Source organism: Pseudomonas oryzihabitans, assembly GCF_006384975.1.
In the GTDB taxonomy this organism is placed as follows: Bacteria; Pseudomonadota; Gammaproteobacteria; order Pseudomonadales; family Pseudomonadaceae; genus Chryseomonas; species Chryseomonas psychrotolerans_B.
The window spans coordinates 1113371-1138017 of sequence record NZ_CP021645.1; the positions used below are offsets into that span (position 1 = coordinate 1113371).

The 24647-nt window shown below is 65.7% G+C and carries 23 protein-coding genes, 2 pseudogenes and 2 riboswitches; of the genes and pseudogenes, 8 read left to right on the top strand and 17 right to left on the bottom strand.

The annotated features are described in order from the left end of the window. Nucleotides 1-21 precede the first annotated feature (21 nt). From rluB to zwf, 4 genes are all read right to left on the bottom strand, one after another. On the bottom strand, nt 22-1068 hold the full coding sequence (gene rluB / locus CCZ28_RS04830; protein WP_140216377.1) for a 23S rRNA pseudouridine(2605) synthase RluB: 1047 nt from the start codon (nt 1066-1068) through the stop codon (nt 22-24). A gap of 291 nt (nt 1069-1359) precedes the next feature. After that, nucleotides 1360-1998, bottom strand: coding sequence for a bifunctional 4-hydroxy-2-oxoglutarate aldolase/2-dehydro-3-deoxy-phosphogluconate aldolase (locus tag CCZ28_RS04835; RefSeq protein ID WP_205894635.1), 639 nt, complete (start codon nt 1996-1998; stop codon nt 1360-1362). A gap of 20 nt (nt 1999-2018) precedes the next feature. Continuing rightward, on the bottom strand, nt 2019-2729 hold the full coding sequence (gene pgl / locus CCZ28_RS04840; protein WP_140216381.1) for a 6-phosphogluconolactonase: 711 nt from the start codon (nt 2727-2729) through the stop codon (nt 2019-2021). Next, nucleotides 2716-4185 carry a glucose-6-phosphate dehydrogenase gene (gene zwf, locus CCZ28_RS04845; RefSeq protein WP_140216382.1) on the bottom strand — a complete coding sequence of 490 codons (1470 nt, stop codon included), beginning with the start codon at nt 4183-4185 and terminating at the stop codon, nt 2716-2718. The genes pgl and zwf overlap by 14 nt, the downstream gene beginning before the upstream one ends. A gap of 164 nt (nt 4186-4349) precedes the next feature. On the opposite strand from zwf, the gene CCZ28_RS04850 reads away from it, so the two are divergent. Next, nucleotides 4350-5219, top strand: coding sequence for a MurR/RpiR family transcriptional regulator (locus CCZ28_RS04850; RefSeq protein WP_058762783.1), 870 nt, complete (start codon nt 4350-4352; stop codon nt 5217-5219). Between the two features lie 161 nt (nt 5220-5380). On the opposite strand, the gene CCZ28_RS04855 is transcribed toward CCZ28_RS04850, so the two are convergent. The 8 genes and pseudogenes from CCZ28_RS04855 to CCZ28_RS04885 all read right to left on the bottom strand — a co-directional run bounded on the left by CCZ28_RS04855 (nt 5381) and on the right by CCZ28_RS04885 (nt 11259). Continuing rightward, nucleotides 5381-6430, bottom strand: coding sequence for an AI-2E family transporter (locus CCZ28_RS04855; RefSeq protein ID WP_140216384.1), 1050 nt, complete (start codon nt 6428-6430; stop codon nt 5381-5383). A gap of 124 nt (nt 6431-6554) precedes the next feature. Then, nucleotides 6555-7085: pseudogene (locus tag CCZ28_RS25020) on the bottom strand (methyl-accepting chemotaxis protein); the annotation flags it as partial. Between the two features lie 327 nt (nt 7086-7412). After that, nucleotides 7413-8231: pseudogene (locus CCZ28_RS25025) on the bottom strand (cache domain-containing protein); the annotation flags it as partial. 100 nt (nt 8232-8331) lie between these two features. Further along, entirely contained in the window at nt 8332-9660 is a 1329-nt protein-coding gene (locus tag CCZ28_RS04865; RefSeq protein ID WP_140216387.1) for an ATP-binding protein, read from the bottom strand. After that, nucleotides 9657-10322 carry a response regulator transcription factor gene (locus CCZ28_RS04870; RefSeq protein ID WP_140216389.1) on the bottom strand — a complete coding sequence of 222 codons (666 nt, stop codon included), beginning with the start codon at nt 10320-10322 and terminating at the stop codon, nt 9657-9659. Before CCZ28_RS04870 ends, CCZ28_RS04865 begins: the two co-directional genes overlap by 4 nt. Beyond that, on the bottom strand, nt 10323-10679 hold the full coding sequence (locus tag CCZ28_RS04875; RefSeq protein ID WP_437179190.1) for a PepSY domain-containing protein: 357 nt from the start codon (nt 10677-10679) through the stop codon (nt 10323-10325). It lies immediately after the preceding gene. Continuing rightward, entirely contained in the window at nt 10619-10927 is a 309-nt protein-coding gene (locus CCZ28_RS04880; RefSeq protein WP_058794664.1) for a PepSY domain-containing protein, read from the bottom strand. The genes CCZ28_RS04875 and CCZ28_RS04880 overlap by 61 nt, the downstream gene beginning before the upstream one ends. Nucleotides 10928-11001: 74 nt before the next feature. Then, nucleotides 11002-11259 carry a DUF3253 domain-containing protein gene (locus CCZ28_RS04885; RefSeq protein ID WP_140216391.1) on the bottom strand — a complete coding sequence of 86 codons (258 nt, stop codon included), beginning with the start codon at nt 11257-11259 and terminating at the stop codon, nt 11002-11004. A gap of 81 nt (nt 11260-11340) precedes the next feature. Here CCZ28_RS04885 and CCZ28_RS04890 point away from each other — a divergent pair, with 81 nt between their 5' ends. The 4 genes from CCZ28_RS04890 (at nt 11341) to CCZ28_RS04905 (ending at nt 15273) form a co-directional block, all read left to right on the top strand. Next, nucleotides 11341-12438: a DNA topoisomerase IB gene (locus tag CCZ28_RS04890; protein ID WP_140216392.1), complete on the top strand. Its 1098-nt coding sequence runs from the start codon at nt 11341-11343 to the stop codon at nt 12436-12438. A gap of 307 nt (nt 12439-12745) precedes the next feature. Beyond that, complete coding sequence (gene aztA, locus CCZ28_RS04895; protein ID WP_140216394.1) at nt 12746-13480, top strand: zinc ABC transporter ATP-binding protein AztA; 735 nt, start codon at nt 12746-12748, stop codon at nt 13478-13480. Then, nucleotides 13477-14346 carry a metal ABC transporter permease gene (locus tag CCZ28_RS04900; RefSeq protein WP_058762774.1) on the top strand — a complete coding sequence of 290 codons (870 nt, stop codon included), beginning with the start codon at nt 13477-13479 and terminating at the stop codon, nt 14344-14346. The genes aztA and CCZ28_RS04900 overlap by 4 nt, the downstream gene beginning before the upstream one ends. Nucleotides 14347-14358: 12 nt before the next feature. Next, nucleotides 14359-15273, top strand: a complete 915-nt coding sequence (locus CCZ28_RS04905) for a metal ABC transporter substrate-binding protein (protein ID WP_140216396.1) — start codon at nt 14359-14361, stop codon at nt 15271-15273. A 160-nt stretch (nt 15274-15433) separates the two neighbouring features. Here CCZ28_RS04905 and CCZ28_RS04910 read toward each other — a convergent pair whose 3' ends face one another. From CCZ28_RS04910 to cobW, 4 genes are read right to left on the bottom strand one after another with little or no spacing between them, the layout of a single operon-like run. After that, nucleotides 15434-16054 (bottom strand): vWA domain-containing protein, encoded by a 621-nt coding sequence (locus CCZ28_RS04910; protein ID WP_140216398.1) that lies wholly within the window; start codon nt 16052-16054, stop codon nt 15434-15436. 44 nt (nt 16055-16098) lie between these two features. Further along, on the bottom strand, nt 16099-17142 hold the full coding sequence (locus CCZ28_RS04915; protein WP_140216401.1) for an ATP-binding protein: 1044 nt from the start codon (nt 17140-17142) through the stop codon (nt 16099-16101). 1 nt (nt 17143) lies between these two features. Continuing rightward, a complete protein-coding gene (gene cobN, locus CCZ28_RS04920) occupies nt 17144-20893 on the bottom strand; it encodes a cobaltochelatase subunit CobN (RefSeq protein ID WP_140216402.1) in 3750 nt (1249 codons plus the stop codon). A 6-nt stretch (nt 20894-20899) separates the two neighbouring features. Beyond that, nucleotides 20900-21952 carry a cobalamin biosynthesis protein CobW gene (cobW, locus tag CCZ28_RS04925; protein WP_140216405.1) on the bottom strand — a complete coding sequence of 351 codons (1053 nt, stop codon included), beginning with the start codon at nt 21950-21952 and terminating at the stop codon, nt 20900-20902. Between the two features lie 102 nt (nt 21953-22054). Further along, nucleotides 22055-22232: riboswitch (cobalamin riboswitch) on the bottom strand. Nucleotides 22233-22382: 150 nt separating this feature from the next. Further along, a riboswitch (cobalamin riboswitch) is annotated at nt 22383-22588 on the top strand. Nucleotides 22589-22674: 86 nt separating this feature from the next. Here cobW and CCZ28_RS04930 point away from each other — a divergent pair. The 3 genes from CCZ28_RS04930 to CCZ28_RS04940 are packed head-to-tail and all read left to right on the top strand — an operon-like array spanning nt 22675 to nt 23920. After that, nucleotides 22675-22860: a CbtB domain-containing protein gene (locus tag CCZ28_RS04930; protein WP_140216406.1), complete on the top strand. Its 186-nt coding sequence runs from the start codon at nt 22675-22677 to the stop codon at nt 22858-22860. Nucleotides 22861-22871: 11 nt separating this feature from the next. Beyond that, entirely contained in the window at nt 22872-23546 is a 675-nt protein-coding gene (locus CCZ28_RS04935) for a CbtA family protein (RefSeq protein ID WP_140216407.1), read from the top strand. Further along, nucleotides 23546-23920, top strand: coding sequence for a cobalamin biosynthesis protein (locus CCZ28_RS04940; protein ID WP_140216408.1), 375 nt, complete (start codon nt 23546-23548; stop codon nt 23918-23920). The genes CCZ28_RS04935 and CCZ28_RS04940 overlap by 1 nt, the downstream gene beginning before the upstream one ends. On the opposite strand, the gene CCZ28_RS04945 is transcribed toward CCZ28_RS04940, so the two are convergent. Then, nucleotides 23911-24639, bottom strand: coding sequence for a segregation and condensation protein A (locus CCZ28_RS04945; RefSeq protein WP_167509286.1), 729 nt, complete (start codon nt 24637-24639; stop codon nt 23911-23913). The two genes, CCZ28_RS04940 and CCZ28_RS04945, sit on opposite strands and share 10 nt — an antisense overlap. Nucleotides 24640-24647 lie beyond the last annotated feature (8 nt).

Below are 24647 nucleotides of genomic sequence, written 5' to 3' on the forward strand. Positions count from 1 at the left end.
TGCGCTCAGGCGACCTTGCTATCAGCGGCGACCGCCCTTGCCGGTACCACCACCGCTCGGCCCCCGACGTGGCGCGATGCCGGGTGCAGTCTGCCCCTTGCTCACCGGCTTCTTGCGACCGACTTCGTTCGGACGCTCGGCCACGGCCGAACCCTGGGTCTTGCTGCTCTTGTTCCGCGAGCCCCGGCCCGCATCGATCGGCCGCGCGGTCTTGCGCTGTTGCCGCTCGAGCTTCTCCTTGGTCTTGCCGCCCATGGCGGGCAAGGCTACCGGCGGCAAACCGACTTCACCGGCGAGGATGTCCACCTCCGCCTGGTTCATCTCGCGCCACCGCCCCACCGGCAGATCGCTGGTCATGAACACCGGCCCGAAGCGTACCCGCTTCAAGCGGCTCACCAGCAAACCCTGGGACTCCCACAGCCTGCGCACTTCGCGGTTGCGGCCTTCCATCACCACGCAATGGAACCAGTGGTTGAAGCCGTCGCCTTCGGGCGCCTGCTGGACGTCGGTGAAGCGTGCCGGACCGTCTTCGAGGATCACCCCGTTCTTCAGACGCAGCAGCATCTCTTCGGTGACCTCGCCGCGGACCCGCACCGCGTACTCACGGTCCATCTGGTAGGACGGGTGCATCAACCGGTTGGCCAGTTCGCCGTCGGTGGTGAATAGCAGCAGCCCGGTGGTGTTGATGTCCAGGCGACCGACGTTGATCCAGCGGCCCTGCTTGGGCTTGGGCAACCGATCGAACACCGTCGGACGACCCTCGGGATCGTCCCGGGTGCAGATCTCGCCCTCGGGCTTGTTGTAGATCAGCACGCGACGCACGACTTCCTCGGCCTGGTCGCGTTTGAGCAGGCGACCGTCGACCGCGATGGCATCGTTGGGCATCACCCGCAGGCCCAGGGTGGCGACCACCCCGTTGACCTTGATACGGCCTTCACCGATCCAGGCTTCGACGTCGCGGCGCGAGCCGACGCCCAGGCGTGACAGGACCTTCTGCAGCTTTTCACCGGCAGGAGCCGGAGCAGTTTCGGCGAGGGGATCGTGGGCGTGGGTTTTATCTTGGGTCATCTGGCACCTCCCGGTGTAGTGGACGACAGCAGCGCCACGGAATGGGCGCCAGGAAATGAACGAGGGGCGCATGATAGCGCCCCTCGGTCCGCCAGCCTAGTAAGTGTGGTGTCTCAGAAGTTGACTGCACAATTTTGGCGGCGCTTCTTCGACCCTGGCGGCGTTGCCACTTCTCGCCATAGCCCTGCTATGACTCGGCGCGGCGCCTGGCCAGAATCAAAGAATCACTCGCCAATTCTTGCGCGAACTTCTGAGGCACCACACTAGCCTGGCGGGTGACGGATGGCCGCATCAGTCCAACGCGGCCAGGGCCTCGCGGCACAGCTGCTCGACGCGGTTCCAGTCCTTGGCCTTCACCACGTCGCCGGGCAACATCCAGCTGCCGCCCACACAGAGCAGGTTGGGCTGCTGGAAGTAGTTCTTCACGTTGCCCGGATTCACCCCGCCCGTGGGGCAGAACTTGAGCTCGGCGAAGGGGCCGGCAAAGGCCTTGAGCGCATCCACGCCACCGTAGACGTTGGCGGGAAACAGCTTGAAGCGGCGATAGCCCAGGCGGTAGGCCTGCATGATCTCCGACGGCGTGGCGATCCCCGGCAGCAGCGGTATGGGTGCGGACACCCCGGCCTGGAGGATTTCCTCGGTAGTGCCCGGCGTGACGATGAACTGCGCTCCCGCCTCGACGGCAGCGTCGAACATCCGCACATCCAGCACGGTGCCGACACCGACGTCCAGATTCGGGCGTTCCTTGCGCAGCAACCGTACCGCATCCAGCCCGTGGACCGATCTCAGGGTGATCTCCAGCGCAGTGAGGCCACCAGCCGCCATGGCATCGGCGAACGGCAACACATCGGCCGGGTCGTTGATCACGATCACCGGCAGGATCCGGGCACGGGCGCACAGGGCATCTAGGGTCGCGATCTTGTTCTGCATATCCACAAACTAACTCCTCGTCACGGGCACCAGTAGACGACCAGGGGTTCACGCAGGAACGCCTTGATCGGAGTGGCCAGCTCATCGCCCTCGGCCAGTGCGGTTTCCAGTACCTGACGCTTGCCCGCGCCCTGGATGGCGAGGATCTGCTGCCGCGCACGACTCAGGTAGGCGCGGCTCAGGGTAATGCGGGTCTGGGGTGCGGAAGGCGCTACGCCTGGAAAGCTCAATCGCTCGCTGGCGGGGTCGAGGGCCTCTTCCAGGCCGGGGCTGCCCGGGAACAGCGAGGCGGTATGGGCGTCATCGCCCATACCCAGCACCAGCACGTCGGGCGTACCCAGGGCATCGCCCAGGCGCGCCTCGGTCAGCGCCATACCCTCTTCGGGAGTCGCCGCCGGGCTGTACAGATCGATGAAGCGTGCAGCCGCAGCCGCGCCCTGGAACAGGTGCTTGCGCAGCAGGCCGGCATTGCTGTCGGGATGGTCGACGGGTACCCAGCGCTCGTCCGCCAGGGTCACCGTCACCTTGGCCCAGTCCAGCTCGGCCTGGGCCAGGCGCTCCAGGAAGGGCACCGGGCTGCGCCCGCCGGACACGATCAGCAAGGCCTCGCCACGGGCTGCCAGGGCCTCGCGCAGCGCCGTGGTGACCGTCTCGGCCAGGGCCGCGGCATGGGCCTCGCGGTCGGCTAGTTCGCGCAGGGTCACGCCCTGCCCCAGGTCAGACGTCGCCATACCAGGATCTCCCGTCTCGTGCGATCAGTGCGATGGAGGTCAACGGACCCCAGCTACCCGCGGCATAGGACTTGGGCGAATCGCCCATCTTCGACCAGCCGGCCAGCAACTGGTCGCACCACTTCCAGGCCGCCTCGATCTCGTCCTTGCGTACGAACAACGACTGGTTGCCCTGCATGACTTCCAGCAGCAGTCGCTCGTAGGCGTCTGGGGTGCGCAGGTGCTTGAAGGTCTCGGAGAAATTCAGTTGCAGCGGACCACTGCGCAGTTGCATGCCCTTGCGCAGGCCCTGGTCCTTGCTCATCACCTGCAGCGAGATGCCTTCGTCCGGCTGGATACGGATGATCAGGCGGTTGCTGATCAGGCTGCGCTGCTCGGGAGCGAAGATGTAGTGCGGCGGCTCTTTGAAATGGATGACGATCTGCGACAGCTTCTGCGGCATGCGCTTGCCGGTACGCAGATAGAAAGGCACGCCGGACCAGCGCCAGTTGCGGATGTCCGCACGGATGGCGACGAAGGTCTCGGTGCGGCTTTCGGTATTGGAGTTGGGCTCTTCGAGATAGCCCGGCACCGGCTTGCCGTCGCTGTAGCCCGAGGTGTACTGCCCCAGGACCACCCGGCTGGCGAACTGGTCGGGGGTGATGGGTTCCAGCGCCTTGAGCACCTTGACCTTCTCGTCCCGGATACTGTCGGCCGAAAGATCCGCCGGCGGATCCATGGCGGTCAGGCAGAGCAGTTGCAGCAGGTGGTTCTGCACCATGTCGCGCAGCTGGCCAGCCTGGTCGAAATAGCCCCAGCGCCCCTCGATGCCCACCTTCTCGGCCACGGTGATTTCCACGTGGGAGATGTAGTTCTGGTTCCACTGGGTCTCGAACAGGCTGTTGGCGAAGCGCAGCGCGATGAGGTTCTGCACCGTCTCCTTGCCCAGGTAGTGGTCGATACGGTAGACGCGATCTTCCGGGAAGAAGCGCGCCACGGCGTCGTTGACCACCTTGGAGGATTCGAGGTCGTAGCCGATGGGCTTTTCCATCACCACGCGGGTGCGTTCGCACAGGCCGACCGCGGCGAGGTTCTCGCAGATGGCGCTGTATACCAGGGCGGGCGTGGCGAAATAAGCGATCAGCGTATCGGTATCACCCACATCCTCGGCGAGTCCCGTATAGTCTTCGCGGTTGCGGAAGTCGATGGCGCGATAGCCCAGGCGGGCACGCATCCGCGCGAAGACCGTCTCGTCCCAGTCCGCCTTGGGCACATAGTGACGCAGGCGCTCCTCGATGTGCTCGAGCTGCTTGACCCCATCGCCCTTATCACGCGCGAGCGCCATGATCCGGGTGTCGTCATGCAGCAGACCTTCACGATCCAGCTGATACAGGGCAGGGAAAAGTTTGCGCAGGGCGAGGTCGCCCAACGCGCCGAAGATTGCCAGGGTACAGGGTAGAACTCGGACGCCAGCCATAAATATTCGTTCTTTTACTTAAAGTTTGAGATATTCCGGCGCCATGATAGGGGAGCCGGGCCGATTCGCGTAGTCTTTATATTAAAAAATACGGTCCAGGGGTCAGCCCGGCCCAAACCTTTTATAGCCTTAGGATAGAGGCACAACAACCACTAGGAGTTCTCATGGATCGTGCCAGCACCCTGCTGCAAACCATCCAGACCCGTATCGGCGAACTCAACCGTGCGGAACGCAAGGTCGCCGAGGTCATCCTGCAGAATCCCCGGCAGGCCACGCGCTACACCATCGCGGCCCTGGCCCAGGCGGCGCAGGTCAGCGAACCCACGGTCAATCGCTTCTGCCGCTCCCTGGGCGTGAGTGGCTATCCAGAGATGAAGATCCAGCTGGCGCAGAGCATCGCCAGCGGTGCGGTCTACGTGAGCCAGGCGGTGGCGGCCAATGACGAACCCGAAGCCTACGCCGAGAAGATCTTCAGCAGCACCATCGCCTCCCTCGACAGCGCTCGCCAGCGGCTGGACGCCAAGGTGGTGGATCGGGCGGTCGACCTGATGATTCAGGCCCGGCAGATCCATTTCTTCGGCCTGGGTGCCTCGGCACCGGTAGCCCTGGATGCCCAGCACAAGTTCTTCCGCTTCAACATGGCGGTGTCGGCGCATTCGGACGTGCTGATGCAGCGGATGCTGGCGTCCATCGCCCAGACCGGCGAGCTGTTCGTGATCATTTCCTACACGGGTCGCACCCGCGAGCTGGTGGACGTGGCCAAGGTGGCACGGGACAACGGCGCCTCGGTACTCGGCCTGACCGCCAGCAACACGCCGCTGGCCAAGGTCTGCACCCTGAGTCTGGACATCCCGCTGCCGGAAGACACCGACATCTACATGCCCATGACCTCGCGGATCATCCAGCTCACCGTACTGGACATCCTGGCCACCGGGGTGACGCTCAAGCGCGGCGTGGATTTCCAGCCGCACCTGCGCAAGGTCAAGGAAAGCCTGGTGGCGACGCGTTACCCCTCGGAGCCCGACCAGGGCTAATGGCGCCCTGCCCGATGTGCAAAACGTGCTTACGATCTCGCGAGCTAGAGCCAAACAAGGCGAAAGCGCCTGAGGAAGCGGAGTTTACATATAGTAAATGAGCATTCCGAAGGCGATTTCAACGCAGTTTGGCCGACGCGCAGCAGATCGTAAGCAGGTTTTTAGATATCGTCGCGGTGGCTGAACAAATCCCAGGTCGACATGAACAGCGCGGCGATCAACGGACCGATCACGAAGCCGTTGAGACCGAACAGCGACATGCCGCCGATGGTGGAGATCAGCACCACATAGTCGGGCATCTTGGTGTCCTTGCCGACCAGGATCGGGCGCAGCAGGTTGTCCACCAGGCCGATCACCACCACGGCGAAGACGATCAGGATCACGCCCTTGAGCACCGAACCGGTGGCCAGGAAGTAGATCGCCACCGGTACCCAGATGAGCGCCGAGCCGACCGCGGGCAGTAGCGAGAGGAAGGCCATCAAAGTGCCCCAGAGCACCGCCCCCTGCACGCCCAGCACCCCGAGAATGAAGCCCCCCAGGGCACCCTGCACCACGGCGACGATGATGTTGCCCTTCACCGTGGCCCGTACCACCGCAGTGAACTTGGCCATCAGGCTGCGCTTATGCATGTCGCTCAGCGGTATGGCCTTGCGGATCAGCGCCACCAGTTGGGAGCCATCGCGCAACAGGAAGAACAGCAGGTAGAGCATCACGCCGAAGCCGATGAGGAACTGGAAGGTTCCCTGGCCGAAGCTGAAGGCCTGGGTGGCGACGAACTGACTGCCCTGCATGGCGCCTTCGGAGAGCTTCTGGCGGATGCCTTCCAGGTCACCGGCACCGAAGCGCTCCAGCACGCTGCGCACCGAGTCCGGCAGCGCGCCCCAGACCTGCTGGTAGTACTGGCCGAAATTGAGCTGACCACTACTGATCTGCTGATAGAGCAGCGCGCCTTCCTGCACCAGGGAGATGGCGATGAACACCACCGGCAGGATGACGATGAGCAGGATCACGAACAGGGTACAGAGCGCGCCGAGGTTACGGCGGTTGTTGAAACGCCTGACGAACCAGCGCTGCAACGGTGCGAAGAGGATGGCGAGGATCGCCCCCCAGAACACCGCGCCCAGGAAGGGCGTGAGGATCCAGACGAAGGCGAGCGAGACCACCACCAGCAGGATCAGGAACGTCTTGTTTTCCAGCCGAGCGCTTTTCATTGGCTTTTCGTGATTCCAAACAAGGAGGACAGGCCTTGCTTAGAGCCTCGGAAGCCGTGGGGTTCCCGTGAGCGCCCCAACTCGACCTTGAGAGGCACGCCAGAGAAGCCCGGCGCGCCTTGCATCATACACGGAACTGACGCACCAACCCGTCCAGTCGCTTGCCCAGGCCAACCATGCCAGCGGTACTTTGCGCGCCCTGCTGGGCACCCTGGGCCATGCTGTCGACGGCCCCGGCAATGGTATGGACGCTGCGATTGATCTCTTCGGCCACGGCGGTCTGCTCCTCGGCCGCACTGGCGATCTGGCTATTCATGGCATTGATGGTCGTGATCAGTTCACTGATCGATGCCAGAGCAGTACCCGCCTGCTCGGCTTGGGCAGTGGTGGCTTCGCCCAGGTTGCTGGAGCGCTCCATGGCGCCCACGGCGCGGCTGGTAGCCTGCTGCAACCGATCGATCATGCCCTGGATTTCCTGGGTACTCTGCTGAGTCCGGCTGGCCAGCGCCCGGACTTCGTCGGCGACCACGGCGAAGCCACGCCCGGCCTCACCCGCGCGGGCGGCCTCGATGGCGGCGTTGAGCGCCAACAGGTTGGTCTGCTCGGCGATGGCGCGGATCACGTCGAGTACGCCGACGATAGCGCCCACATCCTGCTTGAGCCCATCGAGGGATACGCCGCTCTGGCGAACCTCTTCCACCAGTTCGTGAATACGGATGACGCTGGCCGTGACCACCTGATGCGCGGCATCGCCCTGCTCTTCGGCCGCACGGGTCGCCTCGGAAGCCTGCTGGGCGCTACTGGCGACCTCCTGGGCGGCGGAGGACATCTGGTTGATGGCGGTGGCGACCTGATCGGTTTCGCTGCGCTGGCGCTGCATGGCCTGATCGGTTCGCTCAGCCTGGCCAGCCACTTCGTTGAGCAGGCCGGTGAGTTGGTGGGTGATATCGACCACCTGGGCGATGGTGCCCTGGATCTTGTCGACGAAGCGGTTGAAGGAGACGGCGAGCTGGCTGAATTCGTCCCGCCCGGTGACCGGCAGGCGCCGGGTCAGATCGCCTTCCCCATCGGCGATGTCGTCGAGGTTGGCGCGGATCTGCAACAGCGGGCGCAGGGTACGGCGGGCGAAGACCTGGGCGATGACGCCGATCACCAGCAGCAGGGCCAGGGCCACGCCGAGGGTCAGCCAGAGTTGCGCACGGGTGCGCTGATCGACCTGCTCGGCCACCGCGGCGACCTGGGCATCTATACCGTCCAGGTTCACCGCCGAACCGATCACCAGATCCCATTTCGGCAGGTAGTCGGTGTAGGCGAGCTTGGGCACCAGGACGTCCTTGTTCCCAGGCAGCGAGGAACTGTAGCGACTGAAGTGCGAGCCATCCTTGCCCACCCGCACCAGCTCCTGGTTGAGATAGACGCCGTTGGGATCGCGATTGTCCTTGAAGCTCTTGCCGATGCCGGCCGGGTCGTTGCCTTTGAAGAGTCGCACGACGTTGGAGTCGTAGCCGAAGAGGTAGCCGTCCTGGCCGTAGACGATGGAGGACAGCAAGCGGATGGCTTGGTCGCGCGCCGCGGTATCGCCCGGCGCCGAAGCGTCGTAGAGCGGTTTGATCACGGTCATGGCGATCTGTACGTTGTCCTGTAGACCGGCCTTGCTACGCGCCATGAGGCGCTCGCGGACATCCTGGACGTCCTGGATGGCCTGACGGTGCAGGATCCAATAGGAGAGACAGCTCAGAATCAGGGTGAATAGGCAAACTGGAATAATCGCCAGGGCGGTGACTTTGAGCTTGAGGCTCATGCAGGAAATCTCCAAAGAGCTGGATCAGGGCCCGCATGATCGGCCGCTTTCGAGAAAACTTGAAGTCAAAAATGTGGCGATGGGTAAATGACGCGGGAACTCAGGGCGATCGGTGTGGTCTCGGCAGGTGGACGGCTGCCCGAAGGCCGCCCCAGAGGCTTTCCATCAATTGCAGCTCGCCGCCACAGGCCGTGACGATATCGCTCACGATTCCCAGACCCAGGCCATGTCCGGCGACCGCCTCGTCGAGTCGTGTCCCGCGCTCGAGAATGGCCAGGCGCTCTGCCTGGGGCACTCCGGGGCCGTCATCGTCGACCGCGATCCAATAGCCCTCCTCCCGCACCTCCACGGTCAGGCGCACCCGGCTACGCGCCCACTTACAGGCGTTGTCCAGCAGATTGCCGAACAGCTCCAGCAGGTCCTCGCGATCCCAGGGCAGGCGCGCTGCGCTCGGCAGCTGACAATCCAGGCACAGGTGCTCGCCGTGCACCCGCCCGAGCAGTTGGCAAAGCTCGCGCAGTTCGTTCATTTCCAGATAGGCACCCGGCAGAGCCTCCCCGGCCAGGCGCGCCCGGCGCAACTCGCGCTCCAGACGGGCGCGGATCCGCTCCAGTTGCTCGCGCAGGGTGGCCTGTAGCTCAGGAGAACCTTGCAGCTCGGGTCGCTCGGTCAGGCTCAACAGTACCGCCAACGGCGTCTTCAGCGCATGGCCGAGGTTACCGATACCGTGCCGCGCCCGGCGCAGACCGTCCTCGGTATGCCGCAGCAGGGCATTCATCTCGTTGACCAAGGGCTCCAGTTCTACCGGCACCTCGGGATCCAACGCCGAGCGCCGGCCCTGATGCAACTGAGCGATTTGCTCGCGGACCTGATCCAAGGGCCGTAGCGCACGACGGACGATGAGCCGCTGCAACAGCAGCACCAGCAGCAGCGTCGCCAGCCCCAGCAGCGCACCGAGACCGAGGATGCGCAGCAGACTCGTCAGCAGTGGATTGTAGTCGTCGGCCACGATTACCCTCACCTGCTGACCATAGCGCTGGTAATCGGCTCGATAGGTGAGCAGGCGCTGGCCACTGGGGCCAGCGGCGAGGCTGTCGGCCATTCCCTGGCTGGCCGGGATGTCGAGCTGGGCATCCCAGAGCGAGCGTGAACGCCAGCGGATGTCCAGCGCCGGGATTTCGATGAGGAAGTAGCGCCCGGACAGTGGCCGGGTATAGAGATTACCCAGGCGCCCCTCGTCCAGTTGCAGCCTGTGAGGGCCGCGCACCAAGGCAGCCAGCAGATTCTCGGTCTCACTGCGCAGACCGGTTTCCAGGTAGCGGCGTAAGGCGTGGTCCACCAGCCAGGCGCCGCCGAGCACCAGCACCAATCCCGCCACCAGCAGGATGGCGACCAGACCGAGCCGCAACCGGGCCTGGATCGACCTCAATCGACACCGCCCAGGCGATAACCCTGGCCACGGCGCGTCTCGATCACGTCACGACCCAGCTTGCGCCGCAGGTGATTGACATGCACCTCGATGACGTTGGAGTCACGTTCGCTCTCGCCGTCGTACAAATGGTCGTTGAGGCGGGTCTTGGAGAGGATCTGGCCGGGATGCAGCAAGAAGCAGCGCAAGAGGCGGAATTCCGCGGCGCTCAGCTCGATGGTTTCGTTGCCTCGGACCACGCATTGGCGCGCCTCGTCCAACGCCAGCCCGGCGGACTGCAGCAGCGGCTGGTTGGTCACACCCCTCACCCGTCGCAGCAAGGCGGCGATGCGCAGGCCGAGCTCCTCGGGATGAAAGGGTTTAGTGAGATAGTCGTCGGCGCCCGCCTTCAGCCCCTCGATGCGCTCGGCCCAGCTGTCACGGGCGGTGAGGATCAGCACCGGGGTGGCCAGGTCGGCTGCGCGCCACTCCCTGAGTACCTCCAGACCCGGCCGGCCGGGCAGGCCGAGGTCGAGTACGATGAGGTCATAGGGCTCCTGGGCACCTTGCCAAGCGGCATCGCGACCATCGGCGAGCCAGTCCACGGCATAGCCCTGGCGAGCGAGAAACGCCGAGATCTCGTCGGCCAGGGCTACGTCGTCTTCCACCAACAACAGGCGCATCTAGTCGTCCACCTCGTCCTTCATGATGGCGCCATCCATCGCGCCGATTTCCAGTTCGCGGACACCATCGCCAACGAGAATTTCGATCTCGTAGCGATACTGCCCGTCTTCCTCTTCCAATTCGGCCTCCAGCAGCCGTGCCGTGGGATAGCGCTCGTTGACCTTCTGCAACAGGGTTTCCAGGGGCCGGATCACGCCTTCCTTGCGCAACTTGAGGGCCTCGTCCTGGTCCAGGTCGCGCGCCTGGACCAGCGAGCTGGCACCGCCGAGCAGGATCAGCCCGGCCAGGATGAGACTCAGTTGTCGCGCTGGTTTTTCAGGACTTCGCCAGTGGTGGCGTCGAGTTCCAGATCCCATTTCACACCTTGGGGGTCACGTAGTTCCAGTTGGTAGATGTAGCGGCCGTACTCTTCTTCCAGCTCGGTGTCGTGGGTGGTCGACCCCGGATGCTTGGCGATGGCGGCCTGGTTGAGCACCTCGAAACTCTTGATCTTGCCGCTGTCACGCAGTTTGAGGGCTTCGTCGGGGCCGAGGTCGCGGGCCTGGGCGACGCCCACACCGGTCAGCAGGAAGGCGGCAGTGGCAATGGCGGTCAGCTTTTTCATGGTGATTCCTCTGGGTTGCTGTCTGTTCCGGGTCCAGAGTAGCCATCGGCCATTAATCGAAACTTAATCGTCCATTAAGCCAAACTTAATCGGATCGGGCCATGCCAGGGCGCGGCGGGATGCAAGGCTTCGCCCTTCTGGCTCACCCGCAGGCGTCCCTCGCGCGCCAATTCACGGGCAGCCAGGCGCAGCGGCTCCATCAGCGGTCGCCAATCCGCCGCCAGCTCACGGGCGACCTCCGAAGGACAGAAGGTGGCACCTGGGCGGCGCGTGCGCGCCTTGGCGAGCAAGGCCTCGCGGAGCTGTGCGTCGGTCGGCTTGGCGGTGGTCATGAGAACCTGGTCCGGTTTCCTGGAGTCCACCGTTTCGACCAGGAAATCGTCGGTGCAGTCATGACCTCTCGTTCGAAAGTAATGCAACGCCTCGCCCAGACCGATCTACCCGCCCCCACCGATGAGCGTGACGACACCGGTACCGCCCTTTGCACCCCCTTGCCACCCGATCTCAACTACGTCGACGACCGCCAACCCGGCCTCAGCCGGCGCAAGCTGCGTGGCAAGTGGACCTACTTCACCGCGGACGGCGAGCGCATCCGCGACCAGGCAGAGGTGGAGCGGATCAACAAGCTGGCCATCCCCCCGGCCTATACCGATGTCTGGATTTGCCCGGACGCCAATGGCCATCTCCAGGCCACGGGTCGCGACGCCCGCGGTCGCAAGCAGTATCGCTACCATCCGCGCTGGCGCGAGATTCGCGACACTGACAAGTACGAGCGGATGCTCGCCTTCGGCCAAGCCTTGCCGAAGCTGCGCCAGCGCGTGGAAGAAGACCTCAATCGCCGCGGTCTATGCCGGGAAAAGGTCATGGCCACGGTGATCAGCCTGCTGGATGCCACCCTGATCCGGGTCGGCAACGCCCAGTACGCCAAGAGCAACAAATCCTATGGCCTCACCACCCTGCGTAACCGGCATGCCGAGGTGCATGGCAGCACCATCGCCTTCCACTTCCGCGGCAAGAGCGGGGTGGAACACGATGTGAAGGTGAGCGATCCCCGCCTGGCGCGGACCGTGAAGAAGTGCCTGGAGCTTCCCGGCCAGCACCTGTTCCAGTACGTGGATGCCGAGGGCGAACGGCATACGGTGACCTCCTCCGACGTCAATGCCTACCTCCACGAGCTGACCGGCGCCGAATTCACCGCCAAGGACTATCGCACCTGGGCTGGTAGCGCCCTGGCGCTGGAGGCCTTGCGCGAGTTGCGTTGTGAGACCCAGACCGAAGCCAAGAAGGAGCTGGTGGACATGGTCAAGGCGGTTTCGCGCACCCTGGGCAATACCCCGGCGGTTTGCCGCAAGTGCTACATCCATCCCGGCGTGCTCGACGCCTTTCTCGCCGGGGATCTCGGCACCCTGCCCAGACCGCGCAAGCGCAAGGGACTCAAGGAGGAAGAGGTGTTGCTGCTCAATTTCCTCCAGCGCCTGGAGCAGCGGGTAGCGCAGACACAGGCGGCCTGATCGCCTGGAGTGGCCGCCAGGCTGCCTGCCCCGGAACACGCAGCCTGTCCCAGGTTGCGTGCTACCGCACTTTGGAGATCAGGGGCCACACTTCGATAGATGCACTCGGCGGGTATGGCGCGCCAGCGACTCGACCGGATGACGGGAGCAATTTCGTTATGTTATAACTTAGTTACAACTTGTAAGGCTTGACCATGTCCTCCACTCGCCCCTCCCTGCTGATGCTGTCGGTCCCCTGGCGCCTGTTGCTCGCCTGCATTCCCCTGGTCGCGCTCTGGCTGGCCGTGCTCTGGGCGGTTGCCCTGCCATGAGTGCCGCCGTCGAATTGCAGGATTTGACCCTGGCCTATCAGCGGCATCCTGCCATCCACCATCTGAACGGCCACTTCGCCACCGGCAGCCTCACCGCCATCGTGGGTCCCAACGGCGCCGGCAAATCCACCTTGCTCAAGGCTATCGCCGGCACCCTGCGCCCGGTCAGCGGCCGGATCAAGCGAGCGGTCTCGCAACGGCGTCTGGGATATCTGCCACAGGCCGCGGAAATCGACCGCAGTTTTCCACTGAGCGTACTGGAGACCGTGGTTCTGGGCGCGTGGCAGACGGTGGGAAGCTGGCGCGGGGTCAGCGCCGCCCAGCGTGAAGAGGCACGCCAAGCCCTACGCGCGGTTGGTCTCGACGGGCTCGAAGAGCGACTGGTGGGCACCCTTTCCTCCGGCCAGTTCCAGCGGGTCCTGTTCGCCCGGCTGCTCTTGCAGGATGCACCGGTGCTGCTGCTCGACGAGCCCTTCACCGCCATCGACGCCCGCACGACGGCCGACCTCCTGACCATCGTCCGCCGCTGGCACGGCCAGGGTCGCACGGTGATCGCCGTCCTGCATGACCTGGATCAGGTTCGCCAGCATTTTCCCGAAACCTTGCTGCTGGCCCGGGAGGCCATCGCCTGGGGCGATACCGCCCAGGTACTGATTGCCGAGAACCTGGCCAAGGCACGCAATCTCGCCGAGTACTGGGACGCCGACTCGGCGATCTGTGAGCGCGTATGACCCTCTATCAGCTGCTGTTCGAGCCCTTCGTGGAATTCGGCTTCATGCGCCGGGCCCTGGTGGCCTGCCTGGCCCTGGCCCTCGGGGCCGGTCCGGTGGGGGTGCTGCTGATGCTGCGCCGCATGAGCCTGGTGGGCGACGCCATGAGCCATGCCGTGCTGCCAGGTGCGGCCCTGGGCTTCATGGTCGCCGGGCTTTCGTTGCCCGCCATGGGCATCGGCGGCCTGCTCGCGGGTCTCCTGGTGGCGGGCCTGGCCGGGCTGGTCAGCCGCTTCACCAGCCAGCGCGAGGATGCCAGTTTCGCCAGCTTCTACCTGATATCCCTGGCCGCCGGGGTGCTGATCGTGTCGTTGCACGGCTCCAGTGTCGATCTACTGCACGTGCTGTTCGGCACCATCCTCGCCATCGACGCCACGGCCCTGTACCTGGTCGCCGGCATCGCCACCCTGTCGCTGCTGATGCTGGCGGTGATCTATCGGCCGCTGGCCCTGGAATGCTTCGATCCGGGCTTCCTCCGCGCGGTGGGCGGTCGCGGCTCGCTCTACCACCTGCTGTTCCTCTTGCTGGTGGTGCTCAATCTGGTCGCGGGCTTCCAGGCGCTCGGCACCCTCATGGCCGTGGGCCTGATGATGCTGCCCGCCACCGCCGCGCGCTTCTGGGCCAGCAGCCTGCCCGGACTGATGGCCGTGGCGAGCCTGATCGCCAGCCTGAGCGGTCTGGTCGGCCTGGTGCTCTCCTATCACCTGGGTTACGCCTCGGGCCCCGCCATCGTCCTCACCGCCGGCGCCTGCTACCTCTTCTCCCTGCTGTTCGGTCGCTTGGGCCTCTACCGCCGACTGCGTCCACCTCCCCACCTCACGCACTGATAAGGAGTCACCATGAAATCCCTATTTTCACTAGGCGCCGCCCTGCTGCTCGCCATCGCCGGCCAAGCGCAGGCGGCGGAACCGATCAAGGCCGTCGCCACCTTCACCGTGATCGCCGATGTGGTCAAGCAGGTGGGCGGCGACCACGTCCAGGTGACCTCCCTGGTCGGCCCCAACGGTGACCCCCACGCCTATGAGCCCACCCCTGCCGATGCCCAGGCACTCAAGCAGGCCGACGTGGTGTTCATGAGCGGCCTGCACATGGAGGGCTGGATGGATCGGCTGATCAAGGCCTCCGGCCAGGCTCGCCCGCCAGTGATCCTCAGCGAGGGCATCAAGACGCGGGAGATGGCAGAAGACGAAGACGGTCATGACGACCACGATCATGAGCATGGCGTCGATCCCCATGTCTGGAACAACCCGCTGAACGTGGTCGTCTACACCCGCAACGTGGTGAAGGCGCTGTCCCAGATCGACCCGACCGATGCCGCCGTCTACAAGGCCAATGGCGATCGCTACATCGCCAAGCTCGAAGCCCTGGACCGTTATGCTCGCGAACAGATTGCCCAGGTGCCCAAGGCACGGCGCAAGGTCCTGACTTCCCACGATGCCTTCGGTTACTTCGGCGATGCCTACGGGGTGCAGTTCATCTCGCCGCTGGGCATCTCCACCGAAGCCGAGGCCTCGGCCCAGGACGTCGGCAAGCTGATCCGCCAGATCAAGAAGGAGCATGTCACGACTTATTTCTTCGAGAACTCCAACGACCCGCGCCTGGTGCAACAGATCGCCAAGGCCAGTGGTGCCCAGCCGGGTGGCGAACTCTACGTGGAAGCCCTATCCCCGGCCAACGGCCCCGCGCCGACCTATGCCGACATGTTCCGCTACAACGTGGATACTATGGTGAAGGCGATGAAAGCAGGGCATTGATCCCGGCGCTAGCGTTAGGTGTAGGTTGGGTTGAGCGTAGCGAAGCCCAACACCACGGCATCTGAATCCTTGATTGTTGGGCTTCGACGATGAAGCCGTCTCAACCCAACCTACATGACCTAGCAGGTTGGGTTGAACGTAGCGAAGTCCAACATCCTGGCTAGATCTCCGGCACCTCTTCCAGGTGCCGGTACTCCGCTCCCAGACGTCGGGCGAGCTCCGTAGCCCGCCCCAGCCGAACCGGTCCCAGCTCGATATCCAGTACCAGGGTCCGGCAAGCGGGCACCGCCAGTCCCGCCAGCTCCCACAGCCGACCATCGGTGACCAGCAATAGCTGGCATTCCTCCCCAGGGTGGCGACGTCGACGCCCCTCGAGCCACGTTCGGGCCTCCTCCAGCCCGGCGAGCAACGGAGTTCCACCGCCCGCCCCCAAGGTATCCAGCCAGACCTGTAGCGCCTGACCACTGCGCTGCCCCTGGAAGGACCACTCCGGCTGGTCGCCGGCGGCCTGGAGTACCGCGACCCTTACCCGTTGGCGATAGGCCTGCTCGAACCAATCGGCCAAGAGGCCCTTGGCCTGGGCCAGGGCGCCATGGCGGCGGGTGGAGGCGGAATGGTCGAGAATCACCAGCCAGAGTTGGGCCGGACGGCGGCTGCGCGGCTGACGGACCAAATCGGCAGCCCGCCGCGGACGACCGCGCAACAGGGTCGGTAGCCAGGCGATGGCGCCCTTTTCGCCCAAGGTGCGGGCACCCTGACGGCCACCCGCGGTCCTGCCCACCCCGGTACGGGCATCACGATCCGCGGTGTAGGTGGATCGGATGCCTAGGGCTTTTTTGCCACGTCCAGCCGGCGCCGCGGACCACTCGCCATCGGTTCGGGGGCCAGGGCGCCCCAGGCATCGCCTTCACCGCCGGGACTTTCGGCGTCGCCCCCGCCCTTTTGATTACCTGACTCCTGCTCCGAAGTTGAGGAAGGAGCCTCACCATTCAGGGGTGGTATTATTACCGAAGGGTCGGCTGAATCTCGGCGACGATGCCGCAGGGCGAAGTCGGCTACGGCGGCGATGTCGGCGTTTTCGATGGCAGCACTGCCGCGCCAGGCGGCATGGGCCCGCGCCGCGCGCAGCCAGACGAGGTCCGCCCGCAAGCCATCGACACCGGCCTGATGGCAGCCCTCGGTGATGGCGTCCAGCGCGACGTCATCCAGGGGAATGCTGGCGAGGCGCGCGCGCGCCTGGGCGCAGCGCTGGCGCAACTCCGCCTGAGCCGTCGCCCACCGAGCGACGAAGGCCGCGGGATCGCTATCGAAGGCCAGCCGCCGGCGCAGGATCTCGGCTCTTTCACGCGGCGCCGGACGACTATCCAGCGCCAGGGCGAAGCCGAAGCGGTCGAGCAACTGCGGGCGCAACTCGCCCTCTTCCGGATTCATGGTGCCCACCAGCAGGAAACGGGCAGCGTGCTCGTGGGAGATGCCATCGCGCTCCACCCGGTTGACGCCGCTGGCGGCCACGTCCAGCAGCAGATCCACCAGATGATCCGGCAGCAGGTTGACCTCGTCGACATAGAGCACCCCGCCGTCGGCGGCGGCCAGCACCCCGGGGGCGAAGCGCGCCCGGCCCTCACCGAGAGCAGCGTCCAGGTCCAAGGTGCCGACGATGCGCTCTTCGCTGGCGCCCAGCGGCAGGGTGACGAAGGGGCCCCCGCCGAGCAGATCGGCCAGGCCGCGGGCCAGGGTGGACTTGGCCATGCCGCGCGGCCCCTCGATCAGCACCCCGCCGATACGGGGGTCGATGGCGTTCAGGCACAGCGCCAGCTTCAAGGGCTCCGCGCCAACCACGGCGGCCAGGGGAAAGACAGGGGCGGTCATCTCAGGCTTCATCCATATCCATCAGTAGCTGCTCAAGGGCCTCGCGATAATCGCCGGGCTCCTGCCAGAGGCCGCGCTGCTGGGCTTCCAGCAGGCGTTCGGTCATGTCGCGCAGCGCCTCGGGATTGTGGCGCTCGACGAAGCTGCGGGTGTCGACATCCATTAGGTAGGCATCGGCCAGTTGCTGGTATTGGTGATCCTCCACCAGCTGGGTGGTGGCGCCAAAGCCGAACAGGTAATCCACGGTGGCGGCCATCTCGAAGGCGCCCTTGTAGCCATGGCGCTTCATACCGGCGATCCATTTGGGATTGGCCGCCCGCGACCGTACCACTCGGCCCAGCTCTTCCTTGAGGGTACGAATGCGTGGCAAGTCGGCTTGGGCATGATCGCCGAAATAGCTGGCGCGGCGTTCCCCGCTCAGGGTCTCGGCGGCGGCCAGCATGCCACCCTGGAACTGGTAGTAATCGTTGGAATCGAGCAGATCGTGCTCGCGGTTGTCCTGGTTCTGCAGCACCGCCTGCAAGCGACCGAGGCGGCGCGAGAAGTCGTCGCGGGCGGCGGTGCCGTCATCCTCGGCGCCATAGGCAAAGCCGCCCCAGTTGAGATAGGCGGTGGCCAGCTCGCTGCGGTCCTGCCACTGACGTTCTTCCACGGCACCCTGGACCCCGGCGCCATAGGCGCCGGGCTGGGCGCCGAAGATCCGCCAGCCGGCCTGGCGCCGCGCCTGTTCTGGTTCTGCACCGGCCGCCTCCAGTTCAGCGCCTTCGCGACGGACCTGGGCGGCCAGGGGATTGAGCTCGTCCGGCTCGTCCAGCGCCGCGACCGCCTGGACGGCCGCATCGAACAGCCGCACCAGCCCGCCGAAGGCATCGCGGAAGAAACCGGAGATGCGCAGGGTGACATCCACCCGCGGCCGGTCCAGCAGCGACAGGGGCAGGATCTCGAAATCCTCGACCCGGGCGCTGCCGGTCTGCCACACCGGGCGCACGCCCAGCAGGGCCATGGCCTGGGCGATGTCGTCGCCACCGGTCCTCATGGTGGCCGTGCCCCAGACCGAAAGACCCAGTTGGCGCAGGTGATCGCCCTCTTCCTGCAGATGCCGCTCCAGGAGCAGGTTGGCCGACTGCCAACCCAGGCGCCAGGCGGTCATGCTCGGCAGGTTGCGCACGTCCACGGAGAAGAAATTACGCCCGGTGGGCAGCACATCCAGTCGGCCGCGACTGGGCGCGCCACTGGGACCGGCTGGGACGAAGCGGCCCTCCAGCGCCGCCAGCAGTCCACCGAGTTCGGCGGGACCGCAGCTGTCCAGCGCCGGCGCGACCTGGGCTGCGAGGTGTTCCAGCACCGGACGCGTCATGGGGAGATCGTCCAGTGCCACCGGCAGAGGCTCGCCATCCACCGTCGCGGCCACCAGGGCAAGGGCCAGCAACTCCAGCCGCTCGCGGGTATCGCCCAGGGTGCGCCAGGGTTCGGCGGAAAGCGCGGCCAGGCAAGCCGGACGTGGGCCCTGCCAGGACTCGCCCAGGTCGGCAGCCAGGGGATCGAAATCCAGCTTGAGGTCTTTGGCCAGCGCGCGCAGCAGACTGGCATTACCGCCCTGGGCATCGCCGCGCGGAATGCGCAGCAGGGCCACCAGGGTATCGCGGCGCAGCTGTCCGGTCGGTGATTCGCCGAACACGTGCAGGCCGTCGCGGATCTGGGATTCCTTGAGATCGCAGAGATAGGCGTCCAGCTGCGGCAGCCAGCTGTCCGGATCCTCAGTGATGACCAGACCCAGCTCGCGATCCAGAGCGGTCTCGCGCACCAGTCGCAGGATCTCGCCACGCAGCTCGGTGGCGCGACGCAAGTCCAGCAGGCTGGCGTCATAGTATTCGTCGGCCAGGCGCTCCAAATCGCGTAGCGGACCGTAGCTCTCGGCGCGGGTCAGCGGCGGCATCAGGTGATCGATGATCACCGCCTGGGTGCGTCTTTTGGCCTGGGCACCCTCACCCGGGTCATTGACGATGAAGGGATAGACGTTGGGCAGCGGTCCGAGGATGGCATCTGGCCAACACTCGGCGGACATTCCCACGCCCTTGCCCGGCAGCCATTCCAGGTTGCCGTGCTTGCCCAGGTGGACCACCGCCTGGGCGCCATAGACTTCGCGCAGCCAGAAGTAGAACGCCAGGTAGCCATGGGGCGGCACCAGCGACGGATCGTGGTAGACCGCGGCGGGATCGACGTCATAGCCACGGGCCGGCTGGATGCCGACGAAGGTCAGGCCGAAGCGCACCCCGGCCACCATGAGCCGACCGCGACGGTGCATGGGATCGGCATCGGGGGCGCCCCAACGCTCGGTCACCGCCTGCTGCAGGCTTTGCGGCAGCTGGGCGAACAAGGCTTGGTAGTCGTCCAGGCTCAGGCTCTGCAAGGCTGGCCGCAGATCGCGCAGGGCACTGTCGTTGGTGACGCCACCGAGCAGGCGCTCGATCAGGGCGGTCCCGCTCTCCGGCAAATTGGCCACCGGATAGCCCGCCACCTGCAGCGCCTGCAGCACCTTGAGCGCCGCCGCCGGGGTATCTAGACCGACGCCATTGCCGATGCGGCCATCACGGGTCGGATAGTTGGCGAGGATCAGGGCGATGCGTTTATCCGCTGCCGGGCGGCGCGCCAATTCGATCCAGTTGCGCGCCAGGCGCGCGACGAAGGCCATGCGCTCGCCATCGGCCTGGTAGTTGACCACGTCGCTCTGGCTGCGCTCGCAGCGCCAGGCCAGGCCCTTGAAGCTGATCGGCCGGGTGATGATGCGCCCGTCCAGCTCCGGCAAGGCGATGTGCATGGCCAGGTCGCGGGCGCCCAGGCCCTGGGGATTCTCCAGCCAGCGCTCGCGATTGTCCTGGGCGCAGATGGCCTGGAGCACCGGCACCGGTCGGCGGAAGGGCGCAAAATTCGGTCGCTCCGGGCTGGACTGGGCGAAACCCGTGGTATTGAGGATCAGGGCAACGTCGGTCTCGTCCAGCAGCCGCTCCACCTCGGCCAGGCAAGCCGGCTCCTTGAGACTGGCCACGGCGATGGGCAGCGGATTCAGGCCCTGGGCCTGCAGTTGCTGGCAGAAGACCTCGACGAAGGCGGTGTTGGCCGCCTGCAGATGGGTGCGATAGAACAGCAGCGCGGCCGTCGGCCAATCCGGTCGCCAGTTCGCGCGCCAGCCGTCGAGGCCCAGCCCCTCCGCCTGATAGACCGCGACTCGCGGCAATTCCCGCGGCGGCTCATAAGAATAGTCCGCACCCAGGCACTCGGCGGCCAGGCAGTGCAGGAAATCCCGCGCATTGGCCAGGCCACCCTGGCGCAGATAGCGCCATAACCGTTCGGCCAACTCGGGCGCCACCGTCCCCAGGGCCATCAGCTCCGGATCGGGCCGGTCGCAACCGGGCACCGCGATCAGGGTCAGCCCCCGGGCGGCCAATTCCGCCAGCCGCTCCATGCCATAGCGCCAGTAACCCTGGCCACCATGCAGCGAGATGAACACCACCCGCGCCTGGCTCAGCACCTCCTCGGCATAGAGATCCACCGAGGCGTGGTTCTGCAACTGCATGGGATTGGCCAGGCGCAGGCTCGGATAACCGGCGTCCAGGGTGCGGGTCGCCTCGGCCAGCAGCGCCAGGTGCGAGTCGCCACTGCAGAGGACGACGATTTCACCTGGCGTCTGGGCCAAATGGGCGATGCCGTCGTCCGGGACAAAGCCGCCCGGCTGGGTACGCAGCAGATGCATCTAGGCTCAGGCCACCGCAGCGCGCAGCTGGGCGGTGATGGCCGCCTGGTCCAGCTCCTGGCCGATCAGCACCAGTTGGGTACTGCGGGCCTCACCCGCCTGCCAGGCGCGATCGAAGTGCTTGTCGAAGCGGGTGCCGACGCCCTGTACCAGCAGACGCAGCGGCTTGCCGGCAATGGCGGCGAAGCCCTTCACGCGCAGCACGCCATGGGTCTTGACCACCTCGCCAAGAGCCGCCAGCAAGGTCGCCTCGGCCACCTCGGGCAGCTCGACACCAAAGGAATCGAATTCATCGTGATCGTGGTCTTCGTGCCCTTCGAGATCATGATGGGTCGGACGGCTGTCGATATGGGCTTCGGACTCGGCTTGCAGGCCCAGCAGGACCGACAAGGGCAGCACACCACGACTGGCCTCCACCACCTTGACCGCGGCTGGCAGCTCTTCGCTCACCTCGGCACGTACCCGCGCCAGGGCCTCGGCGTCCAGACCATCGGCCTTGTTGAGGATCACCAGATCGGCGCTGGCCAACTGGTCTTCGAACAACTCGTGCAACGGCGACTCGTGGTCGAGGTTGGGGTCCTGGCGGCGCTGGACGTCCACCTGCTCGGGATGGGCGGCGAAGGTACCGGCCGCCACCGCCGGGCTGTCGACCACGGTGATCACCGCGTCCACGGTGCAGGCGTTGCGGATCTCCGGCCACTGGAAGGCTTGCACCAGGGGCTTGGGCAGGGCCAGGCCGCTGGTCTCGATGAGGATGTGGTCGATGTCGCCACGGCGTGCCACCAGCTCCTTCATCACCGGGAAGAATTCCTCCTGCACGGTGCAGCACAGGCAGCCGTTGGCCAACTCGAAAACGCGGCCCTGGGCTTCTTCTTCGGTGCAGCCGATGCTGCATTGGCGCAGGATTTCACCATCGATGCCCAGCTCGCCGAATTCGTTGACGATCACCGCGATGCGGCGGCCTTCGGCGTGGTCGAGCATGTGGCGCAGCAGGGTGGTCTTGCCGGCACCGAGGAAGCCGGTGACGATGGTGACGGGGGTCTTGGCCAGGGTTTTCATGGGCTGCCCTTAGGTAGAAAGCGAAAGAAGACGGGCAGGCATGCCGGACGCTCGCCCAACGGCGAGGCCCTGATGGCAGCCCGGATCACCCCGCCCGGTTGCGTATGGGAACTTGGCGAGGCAGGTCTCCTGGCTCGCGGCGCCTGGCTCCGGCCTTCCCGCGTGAGCAGTGGCCTAGTGGAGAGGTTCTGGATGCCGCTTACAGTTGCGGGGGCAGCCGCGGTATCGCACCGCGTTCCCTTTCAAGCTCTTGCATAGAGCCTGTTCACAATCTCGCGAGCTAGAGACCAACAAGGCGTTTTCAACGCAGTTGGGCCGACGCGCAGCAGATTATGGACAGGCTCTTAGAGCACCTCGAAGCCCGACAGGCTACGAGTGCCCCGCCGGGGTGTCAATCGAACAGGCTTGACCGGCGGACAACGCCCATGGTCTGCTGAACCTTGCTTCAGGTGTCGCGACTCCGCCATGGGTCGCGGTGAAACGGGAAGCCGGTCCGAGTCCGGCACTGCCCCCGCAACGGTAGACGAGCGCAGGATCACGATGCCACCCGGCCGGCAAGCTTGGGGAAGGCGATCCTGGTAATTGCAGCCTGCAATCCTCGTAAGTCCGGAGACCGGCCTGTCGCTTTCAAGCAACCCGCGGTGGGCGGTCGTGCTGGACGGCGGCCGCCTGCGGCTCGCTGCCTAGGCGCGTCCCTGCCGCTTCGACTCCGAGGCCTTGCCATGACCGTCGCCCGCTCCGCCACCACCCTGCCCCAGACCAATACCCTTGCCCAGCGCCTGACCGCCACCCTCCTCGCCGGTCTCCTCGGCCTGAGCCTCGTATTCCTGGCCGGCTTCTCCCACATCGAGGCGCTGCACAATGGCGCCCACGATACCCGCCACAGCGAAGGCTTCCCCTGCCACTAGAGGAGCTCGACATGTTCCAGCGTATTGCCTTCAGTGCCGGTATCGCCGGTCTACTCGCCGCCCTGCTTCTGAGCGCGCTGCAGAGCCTATGGATGACCCCTCTCATCCTCCAGGCGGAAACCTACGAGGTCCAGGCCGAGACTCCGGCCCTGGCCGAACATCATGAGCATGGCGAGGAAGCCTGGTCACCCGCGGATGGCTGGCCGCGCACCCTGTCGACCTTCGGCGGCAACCTGGTGGTGGCGGTGGGCTTCGGCCTGTTGCTCGCCGGCCTGTTCAACCTGCGCGCCCCGACGCGCGTTCACCAGGGGTTGCTCTGGGGGTTGGCCGGCTATGCCACCTTCTGTCTCGCCCCCAGCTTAGGCCTGCCGCCGGAATTGCCGGGCACCGCCGCCGCCGACCTGACCCTGCGCCAGCTCTGGTGGATCGGCACCGCTGGCGCCACCGCGTGCGCTCTCGCCCTGCTGGTCTTCGCCCGCCGTCCCGGCTTCAAGATCGCGGCTTTGGGCCTGTTGGTCCTGCCGCATCTGCTCGGCGCCCCGCAACCGGTCGAGCATGCCAGCCTGGCGCCGGAAGAGCTGCAGCGGCACTTCCAGATCGCCGTGCTGGCGAGCAACCTGCCGTTCTGGCTGGTACTGGGCCTGGCCTGCAGCTGGCTATTCCAGCGCCAGAGCGGCCGCGCCTGATGACGCTGATACTGGGTTTGGGCTGTCGCCGGGGTTGCTCGGTTGACGAACTGGCCGAGCTTGCCCAGGCGGTGTTGAACGAAGCGGGCTGCGAGGTCGACCAACTTGCGGCGCTCGCCACCCTGGACGTGCGGCTGGAAGAGCCCGGCCTGCTGGAGCTCGCACGGCGTTGGCAACTGCCCCTGCGGGGCTTTCCGGCGGACCAATTGGCCGCGCGACCGGGCGTTACCTCTGCCAGCCCGGTCGCGCTGCAACACACCGGCAGTCCCAGCATCGCCGAAGCCGCTGCCCTGCTGGCGGCTGGGGCAGAGGCGCGATTACTGGTGAGCAAACGCAAGAGCGCCGCGGCCACGGCGGCGCTGGCCTATGCCTGAAGCTCCTCTTCCGCGGCGGCGCCGCTGACCCGGGCGCGGACGTGGATGGGGCTGAAGGGCTCGTTCTGCACCAGCTCCACCAGGGATTCCTTGACCAGCTCAAGGATGGCCATGAAGGTCACCACCACCCCAAGTCGGCCTTCTTCCAGGGTGAACAGGGCAACGAAGGGCACGAAGGCACCATCCTTCAACCGCTCCAACACCTGACTCATGCGCTCGCGAGTGGACAGGATCTCGCGGGTCACCTGGTGGCTTTCGAACAGATCCGCGCGGCGCAACACCTCGCCCATGGCCAGCAGCAACTCGCCCAGCTCCACTTCCGGCAGCAACTTGCGCGCCCGGGCCTCGGGCGCCGGCAGCGTGGGCACCACGAAGTCGCGGCCTTCGCGCGGCAGCTCGTCGAGGTCTTCGGCGGCCTTCTTGAAGCGCTCGTATTCCTGCAGACGGCGGATCAGTTCGGCCCGTGGGTCTTCTTCTTCCGCCTCCAGTCCCTCGGCGCGGGGCAGCAGCATGCGCGACTTGATCTCCGCCAGCATGGCCGCCATCAGCAGATACTCGGCGGCCAGTTCCAGCTGTACCGCCTTCATCAGCTCGACGTAGCTCATGTACTGCCGGGTGATCTCGGCGACCGGGATATCGAGGATGTCGATGTTCTGTTTGCGGATCAGATAGAGCAACAGATCCAGAGGCCCCTCGAAGGCTTCGAGAAAGACCTCCAGGGCATCCG